This is a genomic window from Streptomyces sp. NPDC041784 (assembly GCF_055591025.1).
In genome coordinates this window covers 26,632-41,993 of record NZ_JBVJAB010000023.1, presented here as the reverse complement: position 1 = coordinate 41,993, position 15,362 = coordinate 26,632, and the positions used below count along the sequence as shown (strand labels likewise).

The 15,362-nt window shown below is 71.8% G+C and carries 14 protein-coding genes; 11 read left to right on the top strand and 3 right to left on the bottom strand.

Annotated elements, in window-relative coordinates; genetic code table 11:
• Window positions 1–134: 134 nt before the first annotated feature.
• From ACZ6D7_RS35310 to eccE, 3 genes are all read right to left on the bottom strand, one after another.
• The gene (locus ACZ6D7_RS35310; RefSeq protein WP_469499979.1) at window positions 135–3,572 is read right to left on the bottom strand and encodes an SCO5717 family growth-regulating ATPase; all 3,438 of its coding nucleotides are present in this window, start codon (window positions 3,570–3,572) and stop codon (window positions 135–137) included.
• A gap of 290 nt (window positions 3,573–3,862) precedes the next feature.
• Window positions 3,863–4,639 (bottom strand): hypothetical protein, encoded by a 777-nt coding sequence (locus tag ACZ6D7_RS35305; protein ID WP_469499978.1) that lies wholly within the window; start codon window positions 4,637–4,639, stop codon window positions 3,863–3,865.
• Window positions 4,636–5,952 carry a type VII secretion protein EccE gene (eccE, locus tag ACZ6D7_RS35300; protein ID WP_469499976.1) on the bottom strand — a complete coding sequence of 439 codons (1,317 nt, stop codon included), beginning with the start codon at window positions 5,950–5,952 and terminating at the stop codon, window positions 4,636–4,638. Before eccE ends, ACZ6D7_RS35305 begins: the two co-directional genes overlap by 4 nt.
• Window positions 5,953–6,149: 197 nt before the next feature.
• On the opposite strand from eccE, the gene eccB reads away from it, so the two are divergent.
• From eccB to ACZ6D7_RS35245, 11 genes are all read left to right on the top strand, one after another.
• Window positions 6,150–7,676, top strand: a complete 1,527-nt coding sequence (eccB, locus tag ACZ6D7_RS35295; RefSeq protein WP_469499974.1) for a type VII secretion protein EccB — start codon at window positions 6,150–6,152, stop codon at window positions 7,674–7,676.
• A gap of 32 nt (window positions 7,677–7,708) precedes the next feature.
• Window positions 7,709–8,929, top strand: a complete 1,221-nt coding sequence (gene mycP, locus ACZ6D7_RS35290) for a type VII secretion-associated serine protease mycosin (RefSeq protein WP_469500101.1) — start codon at window positions 7,709–7,711, stop codon at window positions 8,927–8,929.
• Between the two features lie 34 nt (window positions 8,930–8,963).
• Window positions 8,964–9,371, top strand: coding sequence for a WXG100 family type VII secretion target (locus tag ACZ6D7_RS35285; protein ID WP_469499972.1), 408 nt, complete (start codon window positions 8,964–8,966; stop codon window positions 9,369–9,371).
• Window positions 9,372–9,409: 38 nt separating this feature from the next.
• Entirely contained in the window at window positions 9,410–9,724 is a 315-nt protein-coding gene (locus tag ACZ6D7_RS35280; RefSeq protein ID WP_469499971.1) for a WXG100 family type VII secretion target, read from the top strand.
• Window positions 9,724–11,469, top strand: coding sequence for an RNase A-like domain-containing protein (locus ACZ6D7_RS35275; protein WP_469499969.1), 1,746 nt, complete (start codon window positions 9,724–9,726; stop codon window positions 11,467–11,469). Before ACZ6D7_RS35280 ends, ACZ6D7_RS35275 begins: the two co-directional genes overlap by 1 nt.
• Window positions 11,470–11,487: 18 nt before the next feature.
• Window positions 11,488–12,057, top strand: a complete 570-nt coding sequence (locus ACZ6D7_RS35270; RefSeq protein ID WP_469499967.1) for a hypothetical protein — start codon at window positions 11,488–11,490, stop codon at window positions 12,055–12,057.
• A 37-nt stretch (window positions 12,058–12,094) separates the two neighbouring features.
• Window positions 12,095–12,394: an RNase A-like domain-containing protein gene (locus ACZ6D7_RS35265; protein WP_469499965.1), complete on the top strand. Its 300-nt coding sequence runs from the start codon at window positions 12,095–12,097 to the stop codon at window positions 12,392–12,394.
• 16 nt (window positions 12,395–12,410) lie between these two features.
• A complete protein-coding gene (locus ACZ6D7_RS35260) occupies window positions 12,411–13,103 on the top strand; it encodes a contact-dependent growth inhibition system immunity protein (RefSeq protein WP_469499963.1) in 693 nt (230 codons plus the stop codon).
• A 252-nt stretch (window positions 13,104–13,355) separates the two neighbouring features.
• Window positions 13,356–13,490: a hypothetical protein gene (locus tag ACZ6D7_RS35255; RefSeq protein ID WP_469499962.1), complete on the top strand. Its 135-nt coding sequence runs from the start codon at window positions 13,356–13,358 to the stop codon at window positions 13,488–13,490.
• A 157-nt stretch (window positions 13,491–13,647) separates the two neighbouring features.
• Entirely contained in the window at window positions 13,648–14,082 is a 435-nt protein-coding gene (locus tag ACZ6D7_RS35250) for a hypothetical protein (RefSeq protein WP_469499960.1), read from the top strand.
• Window positions 14,082–15,362: WXG100 family type VII secretion target (locus tag ACZ6D7_RS35245; RefSeq protein ID WP_469499959.1), on the top strand; the 1,281-nt coding region annotated here is incomplete at its 3' end. The genes ACZ6D7_RS35250 and ACZ6D7_RS35245, both read left to right, overlap by 1 nt.

Here is a 15,362-nt window from a genome sequence, read left to right as displayed (position 1 = left end):
GGGTGGGGGTCGGCGCTCACGCCTCACAGAAATCGACAAACCCCCCCCCCCCCCCCCCCCCCCCGCCGCCCCCCCCCCCCCCCCCCCCCCCCCCCCCCCCCCCTCAGTCGTTGTTCGGCTTCCGCGGCGCGCGGCTACTGCTGCGGGGGCGGCGGAGGGGGAGGGGTCTGGGCCTGGGCCTGGCCGTCCGGCTGCGGCGGGGTGGGGGGCTGGGGGTAGCCGTAGCCCGCCGGCGGCTGGGGCGGCTGCGGGTAGGGCTGTCCGGGCGGCCCGGGGTACGGCTGCTGGCCCTGCGGAGCGTACGGCTGTCCGGGCTGCGGCTGCTGGTGCGGCTGCTGCTGGGGCGGCTGTGGGGGCTGCTGGGCGTAGGGCTGCTGCGGCGGGTACGGCTGTCCCGGGTGGGGCTGACCGTACGGCTGGCCGGGCTGGCCGGGCTGGTCGGGCACGCCGGGCTGGCCCGGGTGGGCCGTCTGCTGCGGGTACGGCCGGCCGGGGTAGGGCGGCTGCCCCGGCATGGGCTGTCCCGGCATGGGCTGGCCGGGGAACGGCTGGCCCGGCATCGGCTGGCCCGGCATCGCGTGTCCCGGCATCGGCGGGGCGGCCACCGGGGGCGGGTTGCCGTCGTTCGTCCAGAGACCGTGCATCTGCTGGTGGCGGACGAAGTCCTCCGCGACCATCGCCGCCAGGTTGAAGTACGCCTCCCGCACCTTCGGCCGCATCATGTCGAGGTCGACCTCGGCACCGGCGGCCAGGTGCTCGTCGAACGGCACGACGACGACGCCCCGGCAGCGCGTCTCGAAGTGGCCGACGATGTCCTCCACCTTGATCATCTTGCCGGTCTCGCGCACCCCCGAGATGACGGTGATGGACCGAGAGACCAGCTCCGCGTACCCGTGCGCGGACAGCCAGTCCAGGGTCGTACTGGCGCTGCTCGCCCCGTCCACCGACGGCGTCGAGATGATGATCAGCTGGTCGGCGAGGTCGAGCACCCCGCGCATGGCGCTGTAGAGCAGACCGGTGCCGGAGTCGGTCAGGATGACCGGGTACTGCTTGCCGAGCACGTCGATCGCGCGCCGGTAGTCCTCGTCGTTGAAGGTCGTGGACACGGCCGGGTCGACGTCGTTGGCGATGATCTCCAGACCGGAGGACGCCTGCGAGGTGAACCGGCGGATGTCCATGTACGAGTTGAGGTACGGGATCGCCTGGACGAGGTCACGGATGGTGGCCCCGGTCTCGCGCCGCACCCGGCGGCCGAGCGTGCCGGCGTCCGGGTTGGCGTCGATCGCGAGGATCTTGTCCTGCCGCTCGGTGGCGAGGGTGGAGCCGAGAGCGGTGGTGGTGGTCGTCTTGCCCACGCCGCCCTTGAGGCTGATGACCGCGATGCGGTAGCAGGACAGCACCGGCGTCCGGATCAGCTCCAGCTTGCGCTGCCGCTCGGCCTCCTCCTTCTTTCCGCCGATCTTGAAGCGGGAGGAGCCTCCGGTCGGACGGCTGCTCTTCGCCTTCTGCTTCTTGTTGTTGAGCAGACGGTCGGAGGACAGCTCCACGGCCGCGGTGTAACCCAGCGGCGCGGCACCGGGGTTGACCGGCTGCCGCTGGTCGTGCTGGATCGCCTGCGGCCAGGCGGCACCGATACGGGGGTCGACGGCCTGGTGGGGAGCCTGGGGGGCGGCGTGCGCGTCCTGAGGAGCGGGGGCGCCCTGCGGGGCGTGCGGGGGCTGCGGGCCGCTGGGGGCCTGGGGCTGACCGTCCGCCTGCTGGGGGATCCCCGGGTACGGCTGGGGGGACTGCGGCGGCTGCGGCTGCGGCTGCTGGTGCTGCTGTGGCGGCTGCGGGGCGTGCTGGGCCGGGTCGGCCTGCGGGAAGCCGTAACCGCCGGGTGCCGCGGGCGGGGTGGGTGCCGGGGCGCCGGTGGGCTGGGGGAAGCCGTAACCGCCGGGCGTCGCCGGAGGCGTGGGCGCCGGGGCGGCGCCGGGGTGCGGGAAGCCGTAACCGCCCTGGGCGTTGGGCACGGGCGGCTGCGGGAAGCCGTAACCGGGCTGGGCGTTGGGGGCCGGGGGCTGCGGGAAGCCGTAACCGGGCTGCGGAGCGGGGTCCTGTGCCGGTGCGGGGGGCTGCGGGAAACCGTAGCCCGGCTGCGGGCCGGCCGGGGCGGGCGGCGCCGGCTGCGCGGGGACGGGCTGCTGCCCGGCCGCCGCGGGATCCATGTACTGAGGGTGCGGCTGGGCCTGGGGCTCCGCCTGCGGTTGGGCCTGAGGCTGCGGCTGGGCCGGCCACTCGGCCGCCGGCGCGGGCGCCGCGGGCTGGTACGACGGCGGCAGCGGCGGCAGTCCGCCCTGCGGGGCCGGCGGGGGAGCCCAGGCGGGCGGCGCGGCGGGGACGCTGCCCTGAGGCATGCCGTCCTGCTGTGCGCCGTCCTGCTGTGCGCTGCCCTGCTGTGCGCTGTCCTGCTGTGCTCTGTCCTCGGTCATGTCGTCCTGCGGGGCGGCATCCGCCGGGGCGGGCGCCTCCGCAGTGGCCGGTGCGACCGGTGCGGCCGGTGCTTCCGTCGACGCGTCGGCGGACGGGTCGTCCTGCGCCTCCGCGCCCTCGACGGCGTCGGTGCCCTCGGTGTCGTCGGACACCGCATCGCCGGCGGCGTCCGCTTCCTCGGCGGTGTCGGTGTCACCCTCGGCCTCGGCCACGGCGTCCGCCTCGGCCTCCGGACCGTCCGCCGACGGCTCTTCGGGCTCCGCGGGCACGGCGACCTCGTCGTCCGCCTCCCCGGGCTGCTCTCCGGACTCTCCGGGCTCTCCGGTCGGCCCGGGCCCCTCCGCCCCGGTCTCCGCCGTGGCCGTCCGCTCCGCGATCTGGCGCTTCAGGGCCGCCGAGGAGATGCGCATGGTCGCGCCGCTCTCCAGGTCGCCGTTCCCGAAACCGCTCTCCTCGGCGACCGGCGGCGCGACGGGGGCCGGCGCCTGCGGCTGCTGGGCGGGCTGGGCGGGCTGGACCTGGACATGGGGCTGCGGCTGCTGCGGCTCGAACCCGCTGCCCTCCGGGAGCCCCGGCACGGCGACCGGTTCCCCGGTCGGCGGCACGGCGGGCGCGGGCGGCGCGGGAGGCGTGAACGGCGCGCCCGGACCCTGAGCCGCGGGCGGCGCGAAGGGCGCCGCCCCGGGCCCGGCCGCCGGCGCGGGCGGAGCCGGCGAGGCAGGCGGGACGGGCGGAGCGAAAGGCGCCCCGGGCGCAGGGGGCCCAGGGGGCGTCGGCGCGGGCGGAGCGAGCCCTGGCAGCGGTTCACCGGCGGGCGCGGGGAAACCCCCCGGAGGCGTACCCGGCACACCCGGAACACCCGGAACACCCTGAGCCGGCGTCGGCGTCGGCGTCGGTGTCGGCGCGGGCGCCGCAGGGGCCCCGCCCGTGCCCGTGCCCGTAGCCCCCGTCGAACCCCCGCCCGCGTTCTGCGTGTACCAGGCGGGCGGCGCGTAGTCGATGGTGAACTCGCCCGTCGTCTCGATGGCGGACTCCGCGTCGGGCTGGTCATCGCCGGGTGTGGCCCAGCCCCCGCGCATCCCGTCCCGATCGCTGCTCACAGTTCCTCCTGGTGTGGTCGAGCACCCTCATGCCATGCCGGGGCGACCATTTCTCGTCGTACGAAGTGGTTTCGAGGCCGTCAGAGGTCGTCCGAGGTGCCGGCCCTCCCCGGAGACGTCGACACCCACCCCATGGGTTTCCGGTATCGCGCCCCGCACCAGCCTAATCATCAGATGCCCCGCCCCGGCAGGCCCGCCCACCCCTCGGCACAGGTCCGTCACGCCGGCCACCCCACTCCGCAAACCGGTCATAGCCGCAGAAGTGCCGCACAGTGAAAGGGAGAAGCCCGTCAGTCCATGCGCCGAGGCGTGCCCAGCAGACCGATCTCGGCATCCGTCGGCTGTGTCATCACATACTGCCGGTCCCGGTCGGCACACCACAGGGTGAGACCGTCGGCGAGCGTGGGCAGCGCCTCCACATCGGCACCGGGCAGGGTCAGCGCGCGGCCCAACTCCGTGGCCTCGTCCGGCGAGATCCGCTGGACGCCGACCAGCCGGGCCTGCCGCAGCAGCCGCGGGGCGACCGGGCTGAGATACGGCAGCAGGGTCAGCACGGCCTGCCAGGGACCGGACGCGACGCGTCCGCGCGGCGGGCGCATGCCGCAGTCCCGCACCACCAGCACCGGCGTACCCGCCGAGGCGCCCTGCGGGGGGACCCGGCCGACCTCGTACACCGCCAGGCCGTTCTGCCCGCCACCCATGGCGTGCACCATCTGCACCCAGGCCTGCGGCCGTCCCGTCTCCACGGCCACCCGGGCGCCGGTCGCCGCCGCTCTGAGTGCGAGGACCTGCGCCGTCCACAGACCGCCGATCAGGACGACGTCGTACGGCGTGGGCCGGTTGAGGCCCAGCACGGCAGGCCGGCCCTCGGCGTCGACGCCGATGACGACACCGTCGTCCCCGATGGGCAGGGAGAGCGCCGCCAGTTGTTCCACCGTCACCGAGTGGCGGCCGTGCCGGGGGCCGAGGAGACCGAAGCCGCTGCGCAGCGAGCGCTTCCCGCGCCGGCCCGTGGTGGGCTCCGGCTCGCCGGGGGCGGTGGCCGCCCGTGTCGTCGTCGCCGTCACCGAACACCTCCGAGGGGCAGAGTGGCCAGAATGCCGGGCACCTGTTCCCGGTCGAGGCGGGCGAGGCCCGCACCCGTGTGCCGGGCCGCGCCCTGCACCGCGCGGCGGGCCGCCACGAGTTCGTCGTCGCTGCGGCCCGTCACCCGCAGGTGCCCGCTCAGGGACACCTCCTGCCGCTCACCGCGCGCGAGGGTGACGCTGAACGTGGTGGCGAGCGCGGGGACCGCCGTGACCAGGGCGATGAACTGGGGGAGCGACGGGCCGCTGCCGCCGCCCAGCGTCGGCCACCGGCGCAGCCAGTACGTGGTGTGCCGGCGGTTGTCGCAGCGCCAGCTCCGGCTGGACTCCTCGGTCCGCCGCTCCAGCGCGCCGGTCCGCCCTGCCTCCGCCGTCACCAGCGGGTTGGCGCAGGCCGAGGTGGCGATGGCGGCCGTCAGCTGCTCCTCGTCGAGGACCGTCGCCCGGAACCCGGCTCCGGTGAGCCGGCTCGCGAGGTGGTCGGCGGCCCGCACCACGCACTTCTGCGCGCCGACGAGACCGCCGCCGCGTGCCGCCACGGCCTCCGCGCACAGCTCCGGATCCAGCTTCAGCGCGATCCAGGTGATGCGCACGGCCGGGGCACCGGTCTGCTCCTGAAGGGGCGCGTAGTTGGAGACGGCGACGGACTGCGGGGGCAGGTGCAGCGCGGGCGCGGGCTGGGTGTGCAGCACGATCTGGGCGGACTCCAGCCGGATGCCGTCCACGTCGAGCGCGTCGTGCACCAGGGCGAGCGGCAGGGGCTGCCGGTCGCGCTCGGCCCGCAGCGCGGTCGCGTCCGCCTCGACCTGGAGGACGGCGGTGACGAACGTGCCGTCCCCGACGATGCCGACGGGCCGCCGGTCACGGCCGCCGTAGGTGTAGGTCCGCAGGCTGGGGTCGCACTCCAGGGCCGGTCCGAAGCCCGGTTCGGTCCCGGCGGGTATCTCCAGCTTCTCGGCCAGCCGGCGGCGGGCCTTCAACCCGCGCGCGGTGGCCAGCCATTCGGGCAGCGAGCGCCCGCGGCGGCGGGCCACGGAGACCACCACCAGGACGACGGCGACGACACCGGCCACCGCCAGCCCCACCGGGCCGATCGCCCAGCCGACGAGCAGCACGGCGGCCGCGATCTCCCACAGGACGAGGCGTTGCAGCCGGAATGCCCCGGCCTGCCCCGAACGTGCCTTGAGCTGAAGCGCTCCCGATCCCGACGCGCGCTGCGGCGCCGACGGCCGGGGGGCCGAGGAGCCCCGCGTCCGCGCTCGGCCACCGGAGCGTTCGCGCGTTCCCGAAGCCATCACTCCATCCCCCCGTATCGCTCACGACTCGCCCGCATTTCAGCACCGCACAGGGCACTTGACGGCCCAGGAACCCTACCCGCTCCCCAAGCCACGGCGGATACCAGGCATAGTAGGGGGCCGCTCTGACATCGGGGGCGGGGGACCGTGACCCCGCGGGTACGGCCAGGACGGAAAACGGGGAGAGACAAAAGCAGATGGCATCCCGGCGCGATCAGCTCAATGCCTACACCTTCGCGAAGCGCCGTATGCTCGCGGCCTTTCTCCAGTCGTCGCCCGACGGCTCGGAGGAGGGGGCACCGCGACCGCTGCGCGCGATATTGCCCGGCATCATCGTCGGGGTGATCGTCATGGCGGTCTTCGGCGCGTGGGGCATGTTCAAACCGACCGCGCCGAAGGGCTGGGACGAACCCAACGCCAAGGTGATCATCGCCAGCAAGTCGACCACCCGGTACGTGGTCCTCAGGACCGACGGGGAGGTCCAGCTCCACCCGGTCCTGAACATGGCCTCCGCGAAGCTCCTGCTGGAGGCGGGCGGGGGTGACGTCGTCACCGTCGCCGAGTCGGTCCTCGACAACGGCAAGATCCCGCACGGCGTCACCATCGGCATCCCGTACGCGCCCGACCGGCTGCCCTCGGCGGACGAGGCCGGCAAGGCCAAGCGCTGGGCGGTCTGCGAGCGCCCGAGCGCGGGCGGCGGCGACTCCGTCCAGAAGGCCGCGCTCGTCCTGTCCGGCGACGAGATGAAGGCCACCGACGGCAAGGGCCGTCTCGGCGGCGGCCAGTTGCTGTACGTCGCCGACCCGGACGGCAAGCAGTACGTGGTCGACGCCGAGGGCCGGGCGTACCCGATCGACAAGGGCGACGAACTGCTGCTGCGGGCCGTGGTCGGCTCCAACCGGCAGCCGCAGCGGGTCTCCGCCGAGTGGCTGGCGACCTTGCACCAGGGCGACGCGATCACCTTCCCGGACATCGAGGGGACGCCGGGCGCCCCGGCCGGCGCGCCGGGCCAACTCGACGACTCGACCGACAAGGTCGGCACGGTCCTGAAGGCGTTCGACAACAACACGGAGCAGTACTACGTGGTGCTGCCCGGCCGGGTCGCGCCCGTCTCCGCCTTCGTCGCCCAACTCCTGCTGTTCAGCGAGGAGCTGGCGCCGCTCGGCCAGGCCGGTCACGCCGCCGAGGTCAGCCCCGGCGCGATCGTGCCGGGCAAGCCGTTCGGCACCGAGCACAGCTGGCCGACCGGTGACCCCACGCCCGTCAACGAGGCGTCGTCGGCCGCCGGGAGCCGCAGCACGGTCTGCACCGTCCTGCGCGGCGTGAACGGCGACACGGGCGCCACGACCCTGAGCACCTGGGCGGGCACGGACTTCCCGGAGAAGCTGCCGGCCGGCTCCTCCAGCGCCTACGTCACACCGGGCTCCGGCCAGCTGTACCGCCAGTTCCAGGGCAAGGCGACCAAGGCGGGACCGGTGTTCCTGGTCACCGACACCGGCCTGCGGTACGTGCTCCAGTCCAACGGCGACAGCGCCACCGACGACGCGGGCATCGGCACCACCGCCAAGCAGCGCGAGCAGCAGCAGAAGGAGGCCCAGCAGGCCCAGACGCTGCTCGGCTACAAGGACGTGGACGCGGCGCCGATCCCCGCCGCCTGGTCGGAGTTCCTGCCCACCGGCCCCCGCCTGTCGACCGCGGCGGCCCGCCAGCCGCAGGGCTCGTGAGGGGGAGGACGACAGTGCTGCGTACGACCATGATGGCGGCGGCCGCCCTGCTGACCACCGCGACGGTCCTCGCGCCGCCCGCGACCGCCGCCGAGAAGCTGCCCTACTCGGACCAGTGCCAGTTCCCCAACGGCCTGTACCCGGGCCGTCCCTGGTCCCTCCAGCGTGTGCTGCTGGACGAGCTGTGGAGCCGTTCCAAGGGCGAGGGCGTCCGCGTGGCCGTCATCGACACGGGCGTGGATGTGAAGAATCCGCAGCTCACCGCCGCCGTCGACGCGAAGAGCGGCCGCAACCTGCTGCCGAAGGGCCTCAAGGACGACGACGGCGAACCGATCGAGCGCGGCAAGGAGAACGGCACGACGGACACCGTCGGCCACGGCACCAAGGTCGCCGGCATCATCGCGGCCCGCCCGGTCGGCGGCACCGGCTTCGTGGGCCTGGCCCCCGAGGCGACGATCATCCCGATCCAGCAGAACGACGCGGAGGGCCACGGCACCACCGAGACCCTGGCCGCGGCGGTCCGCTACGCGATCCAGGCCAAGGCCGGCGTCATCAACATCTCCCAGGACACCTCGAACGCCGTGAAGCCCTCCGACGACCTGGAGAAGGCGATCGACGAGGCCCTGGCCCAGAAGATCGTCGTCGTGGCGTCGGCCGGCAACGACGGCCTGGGCGGCAACGTCAAGGAGACCTACCCCGCCTCCTACGACGGCGTCCTCGCCGTCGCCTCCTCCGACCGCAACAACGAACGCGCCGCCTTCTCCCAGTCCGGCGACTTCGTCGGCGTCGCCGCCCCCGGCGTGGACATGATCTCCACGGTGCCCCAGGGCGGCCACTGCTCCGACAACGGTACGAGCTTCTCCGCACCGTACGTCGCGGGCGTCGCCGCGCTGCTCAAGGCCCGCCACCCGGACTGGACCGCCCGCCAGATCGTCGCCCAGATCGAACAGACCGCCGAGCGCACGATCGCCGGCCACGACCGCCTGGTCGGCTGGGGCGTGGTCGACCCGGTCCGCGCCCTGACGGAGGACGACCGCCCCATCGAGTCCCCCGACCCCCAGAACGGCCTCTCCCGCGCCGAGGCGCCCACGGCCGCCAAGTTCCAGGTCGGCGAGACCCCCGACGAACGCAACATCCGTCTCGCCACGTACGTGGCCGTCGCCGCGGCGGTCCTCGTCGCGGGCGCGAGCGGCTCGGCGGTGGCCATCCGCGACGCCCGACGCCGGGCGCGGAGGATGGCGGGGAGCGAGTAGGCCGACGGCCGAACCGGGAAGGAGGAGCAGCATCATGACGCAGCACGGAACAGGCGCCCGGCCAAACCTGAAGGTGTCGAGCGCGGACCTCACCAAACTGGCCGACGACCTCGACGACATGCAGGACCACCTGGACAAACAGGTCCGGCGCATGGACGCGATCGTCGACGGCATCGAGGCGGGCTGGAGCGGCCCGGCGGCCTCCGCGTACCGCGACTTCCACCGGGCGGCCGCCGAGGACGCCGTACGCATCCGCGAGGTGATGAAGCTGTTGGAGGAGGCCGTACGGCTGAGCCGCGACGGTTTCTCCCAGGACGACCTCGACGTACTGGCGCACATGCGGCGGATCCAGGTGGACCTCCAGAGCGAGGTGAACGAACTGTCGACGCCGAACACCGAGGCACCGGCGTCGGCGCCGCGCAGCAGCCTCGACGATCTGTAGCCCGCACGGAACCACAGTTGCCGACGCACAGGGGGAACATGTCGACCGGCACCGAACCTGACGAGTACATCTCCGTGTCCTTCTCGGCCCTCCAGGAACTGGCCGCCGACCTCGAGGACATCCTCGAACAGCTCAACACCAAGCTCGACGGCCTTTACGACCGGGTCGTGCCCGTCGTGCTGTCGTGGCAGGGCGAGACCCGCGACGTCTTCGTGGACAAGCTCGACGAGTGGGACCGCTCCGCCCAGGACCTGCAGGCGGCCCAGAGGTGGCTGCACGAGTACGTGACCACGGGTCACGCCGACTTCGCGGCCGCGCATCAGGCGGTGCTGCGCGGCTGGGGCGGTGCCTGATGGCGGAGAAGCTGCCCTCGGACGAGGAACGCGCGAAGGAGGCTGCCGCCGCCCGTACCCGTTCGCCCAAGACGAGCGGCGGCGGGTTCGACGTGCAGCCGCAGCACGTCCACTACACCGCCCTCGTGGTGCGCGACGGCCAGTTCGACTACGACAAGGGCGCCAAGGCGCTCGTCGACGTGCTGAACGAGTACAGCCAGTCGGCCGGAACCGGCTGGGGCGCGGACGCCTTCGCGGCGGCCTACACGTCGGTGAACGAGAAGTTCCTGGAGTTGTGGGCGAAGAGCGTGGTCAGTGTCGGCGGAGTCGCCGTCGGCCTGACGGACACGGCCAACAAGTACACCCAGGCGGACTGGCAGGCGCGCAGGATGTACGGTCCGCCGCCTGTCGAGAAGGCGCCGCCCGCCGTCATCGAGAGCGTGCCCAAGTATGGCCCGGTCAACGACATCAAGTGGACCGGCACCGGAGAGGACGCTGACTCCTGGGCCATCTCCGGAGTCCTCGGCGAGATCCCCGACTTCCTCGCCGACGTCATCCGGCCGGCGATCGAGCACGGCCTCAGGCTCGGCAAGATGCACGAGATCACCCCGGGCGCCCGGGACGAGGACCTCAAGGGCATGGCCACGGCCTGGCGGGCGGTCGAGAAGGACGCGAAGGCGGCGTCGGACAACTTCAACAGCGCCATCAAGTTCATCACCAACAACAAGGGCAACGACGAGTGGCAGGGCGCGATGAAGGCGTTCTGCCAGACGATCTGGGGCACCACTGAATGGGGCAGGACCTACGATTCCCAGGGCGACCGGGTCTCCATCGGCCGCAGTTGGAAGACGAACCGCAACGTCGTGCCCGCGAAACAGCGGCCCATCATCGAGATCCTCCGCAACACCGCGGCCACCGTCCAGGAGACCCTGGACCATCTCGCCGAGGTGCGCAACACGACCGCGGACACGACCACCCGGCTCGCCGTGGAGGCCACGAAGGCGACGGTCAAGGACCTCACCACGGGCCTCGACCTGTTCGAGATGACCCGGCTCGCGGCGACCATGGCCTTCGGCGAGATCGTGCTGACGTTCCGCTCGCACATGGACAAGGGAGCCGCCGACGCCGCCGTCGAAAAGTACCACCAGGCCTTCAACGACGCCGCCACCAAGCTGAAGGCGCTGGAGCCCGATCTGAACGAGGCACTGCTCAGCGTGCCCACGTTCCGCGCGGAGGCGGCGCGCGCGGCGGCGTACGGCGCGCGCACCCTGAACGACTTCAAGAAGGAGCACAGCTGGCAGCGTCCGGAGAGCCAGATTCCGTACAAGTACAGCCTTGATCTGGCGACCGAGGAGGAATTGTCCGGTGGGCACAGCATCGACAAACACGTCGGTCTGACGGACGACCAGCTGACACAGCGGTTGCGTGACGAGGCGACGGGAGGGGGTGTGCAACAAATTCCCGCGGCCTCGTCCTTTACCGACCTGGATTCGGCTCAGGAATACACTCAGTATAATATCGGTAGTAATTCGGCGGAAATTGACAAATGGCTGGAGAATCCACCACCGGACCCCCTCAGGGAGGAATTCAGTGTTCCGTCGGTCCCTGGTGGGGGGGCGGCGGTTCCGGTCGTGACCGGGCGTACGGCGCCGGTGGTGAACGGTCATCCGACGGCGCCCAAGGACGCTCACGGCGTTCTCACGGTGCTGAAGTACGAACCGAGTCTGGACCCGCCGTTCGTCGTCCTGACGTCCATGCCTGAATGATGATGAAGGAGCCGCCGGATGGCAGAGCCCGATGAGCGGTCGTGGGCCGAGGCGATCGGTATGTACGCGCGCAGATACACCATCGCCAAGGTGACGCGCAGGGAGCACAAGGACTGGGCGCTCGACGTGAACACCTTGATGCACGGGGACACGCCGGACAACCGCGGCTGGCGGACCAGCGATCCCCTCGTGGGCGAGTTCGAGAGGCTCGACGACCCGTACTACCCCTTCGTCGTGCCGCCGGACGACCCCTCGGCGATGGACACCTGGAAGTCCTCTCTGCACGAGATTCCGCGCTCCTCCGCCGAGCGGTTCCTCGTGGCCCTTTCCACGCAGTGGCTCAATGTCGAGAAGGAGCAGGACTTCGAGGAACGCAGGGCGAGCCTCGAGGAGAAGGCCGACATCATCCTGTCTCGTTTCCCGGAGGGTTCCCGCTTCTACGCCAACACCGGGCGGGACAGCAAGAATCTCGACTATTATCAGCGGATCTCCGGTTGCTCGACCATTTCCGTACATGTCTGGGACGTCGGCCTGTTCCTCGTCTCCGAGACGGAGGTCGGGATGGTCTGGTCGTTCCACGCGTGGTGACCCGAAACACCGCCGCCCCATCGCCCCTGGAGAGGCCTTGCGCACCCGTACCGCCACCTACCCCGACCGCGCCACCGCGCAGTGGGCGACCCAGCACGTCGTCACCCGCAACGAACAGGTCATCCACGGCTGGCTGGCACAGTCCACCCGGCAGCGGCTGACGATCGAGGCGGCGTGGCCGTCCCGGGAGGAGCCCGTCGGGCGGGTGCTGCTCCAGGCCATGGCGCTGGCGGGCCGTGGCGCCGTCGACGTACGCGTTGCCCGGGTCGTGCTGCGCCGCGAGCCCTCCGCAGCGCACGGCTTCGCCGTGCATGCCAGTTTCCCCGTCTACTTGTGAAGGCAGTGGACCCACCGTGGCGCTGACACCCCTGGAACACGACCGCAGATACGGCGAGTTGGACGAGGTCATGCGCGCGTACGCCGGACAGCCGACGGACGACACCGACGAGAAGCCCAGCCTGGCCCTCACCGCCTACCTGCGGCACACCTGGCACACCCGCCCCTGGGCGCTCGCCGTCGCCGAGACCCAGCTGCGGGAGTACGCCCGTAACCCGCCGGGACGGCTGAGGGTCCGGCTCGGGGAGTACTACGCGCTGCCGGACGTCGGCCTGCCCGACAGAGAGATCCTGGACTGGCTGACGCTGCTCGCCGATCACATCCGGCGCAGCGTGGAGGAGGGCTTGGTCCCGCCGCCGGCCGCCCCCGCCACCCACTGGGAGTGGAGCGCCCGATTCCCCGAACTGGGTCAGTTCCTCGGCGGCTGGTTCTCCCAGGACATGCCGGACGAGTTCGCCGACCACGACGCGGCCGTCGACGACTACCGCACGACCACCGACCCGCACCTCGTGGCCCGCCTCGTCGGAGAACTGCACGAGCTGGTCGCCCTCCAGTTGGAGGAGTCGGACTACGCCGTGGCCGTCGCTGAGCTGGGCATGGAGGTCGAACCGCAGCCCCCGTACTCGCCGAGCGGCTGGCTGGCCCTGGTGGCCGCCCGGCTCGGTGCGCCGCGCGCGGTTTACGGCCCCGGCGGGCGAGACACGTCGTGACGGTACCGGGCGAGAACCGCCGGAGGCCCGGCCAGGTCAGACATCTGGCATGGCGTCACGAGCGCCTTCTGAGGCGCCGGCCCGGATCCCCTCCCTGCCCAAACTCGGCGCCACCTGGAATGCCCACGGCGCGTGCCGTACTGGCTGCGCACGGCCGAACGGCCGTCTTCTGCTCTTCCCCGCTCAACCTCTGACGCGGCTTCACCAGTTCGTGGTCGCCCACCAGTGCGCGGTGTGTGGAACCGGACACAGTTGATCGCCTCCGACCCGGCCTTGATCCGGGGCTCGGTCGGACAGCGCCGCTACCACCGCGCGGCCCTCGCCGACCCGCCCACCCCCGCCGAGACCCTCGCGGACAAGCACGATCACGATCGCCGCGCCCCGTGAAGAATCGGTGAAGCTTCGAGCAGTGGTAGCACAGCTGTTGCATATGGCAGTTGGGGCTGTCGGAGGAAGTCATTACAGTGGTCATGTTGCGGTCATGAACACTTGAGGGGCGTGGGCTGCTCAGGACAGGCAACGGACAACGGGGAGGGAAAGCTTCGTGCTTCCTGCTGACATGGGTGGTGGCGCCGCCGACGTGCGACGCGGCCTGATGGCCCTTTCAACGTTCAAGAAGCGTGTGGACGACCTGCTCACCGCCTTCGAGGACTCGGCCGGCGGCTCGGGGAAGGTCGCGGCGCACAGCCTCACGGCGGACGCTTTCGGGCTGGGGAACTTCCCGGAAGCGAAGTCGCTCCACCTGGAGTACGAGCGCGTGCACGAGCGCATCACGTCGCTGTCCAAGTCGCTCGGCCTCCAGCTCGAGGCCATGCAGATCGCCGTCCACGGCGTGGACGTCACCTTCGACAACCTCGAAGACGACCTCCGTTACCGGTTCCACGAGATTCGGACCGAGGTCAACCAGGATCGCGACGAGATGCTGAACGAGCAGAAGAAGCGCGACAACAACGCCGACCACACGGACGCGGGGTACTGATGAGCGGCGACGAGAAGCAGCCCGAGTACGCGGCGGAACACCAGGAAGCCGCCCAGCAGAACGGCACCCTCGACGCGGTCATGAACGTGACCAAGGTGCTCCCCTTCGGCTTCGGGTCCTCGCGGGGCTTCCACTTCGGCAAGACCAGCTTCGAGGGCTACGACCTGAACGCCATGATCGACATCGTCGAGTCCGCGAACCCGGAGCTGATCGAGGGCGCGGGCAACGCCCTCGTGGCCGCGCGCGACGCCTTCAACAAGGCCGCCGAGGAACTCAGCACCAACCTGGGCGACATCGACTGGGAGGGCGAGGCCCACACCGCGTTCTCCACGTGGGGCACCGACCTGGTCACCACCGCCTACGCGCTCGCCACGTACGCCGACACCGTCGGCACCCAGGTCATGGCGGCCAGCGCCGGACTCGCCTCCGTCCGCAAGTCGATGCCGCCGCGCGACAGCCGCATCGACCCCAAGACGGTGGACGAGATTCCGACGCCGAAGCGGGTCGACACCAACGAGGAGTACGCGGCGGCGGTCAAGGCGGAGAACCACCGCCAGGAGGCCATCAACCAGATGTACCGGCTGGCGTCGTTCTACACGGTGTCCGGCGGGATGATGCAGACGGCTGAGGAGCCGGTGTTTCCTAAGATGCCGGATGTGGGGGTGCCGCAGCCTCCGCCGGGTTACGGGGATGAGCTGATCACCCGAACTCCGTCGGAGCACAAGTCGCTCTCGACGATGAGTGGCTCGGAGAGCACGCACCACTCTTCGGCGGACTCGGGAACGACCCGACCGGGGCCGGAGAACCTGTCGTCGCACAAGAGCGTGGACGACTCCGTCCTGCCTCCCAAGGAGCACATTGGCACGGAGATCGACAGCGTCGGCACGCTGCCGCCGCAGGACACCTCGAAGCCGGCGCCGGTGACTCCGCCGACGACGACCACGGGTGGTCCCCCCGTGGGGCCGAACCCCCCGATCGGCCCGGTCGGGACGCCGCCCATCGCGCGAGGTCAGACCGGTCGGACCACAGGGTTCGGCGGAGCCAAGGGTCCCATCTCGGCCCAGGGGCGGACCGGTGGCATGCAGGGCGGCCAGGCTGCAGGACGCACAGGAACCGGCCCCATGGGGCGTAGCGGTATGCCCGGCCAGGCTGCCGGTCGTACGGGCGGTCCCATGGGTCGTGGTGGTATGCCCGGCCAGGCTGCCGGTCGTACGGGCGGTCCCATGGGTCGTGGTGGTATGCCCGGCCAGGCTGCCGGCCGTACGGGCGGTCCCATGGGT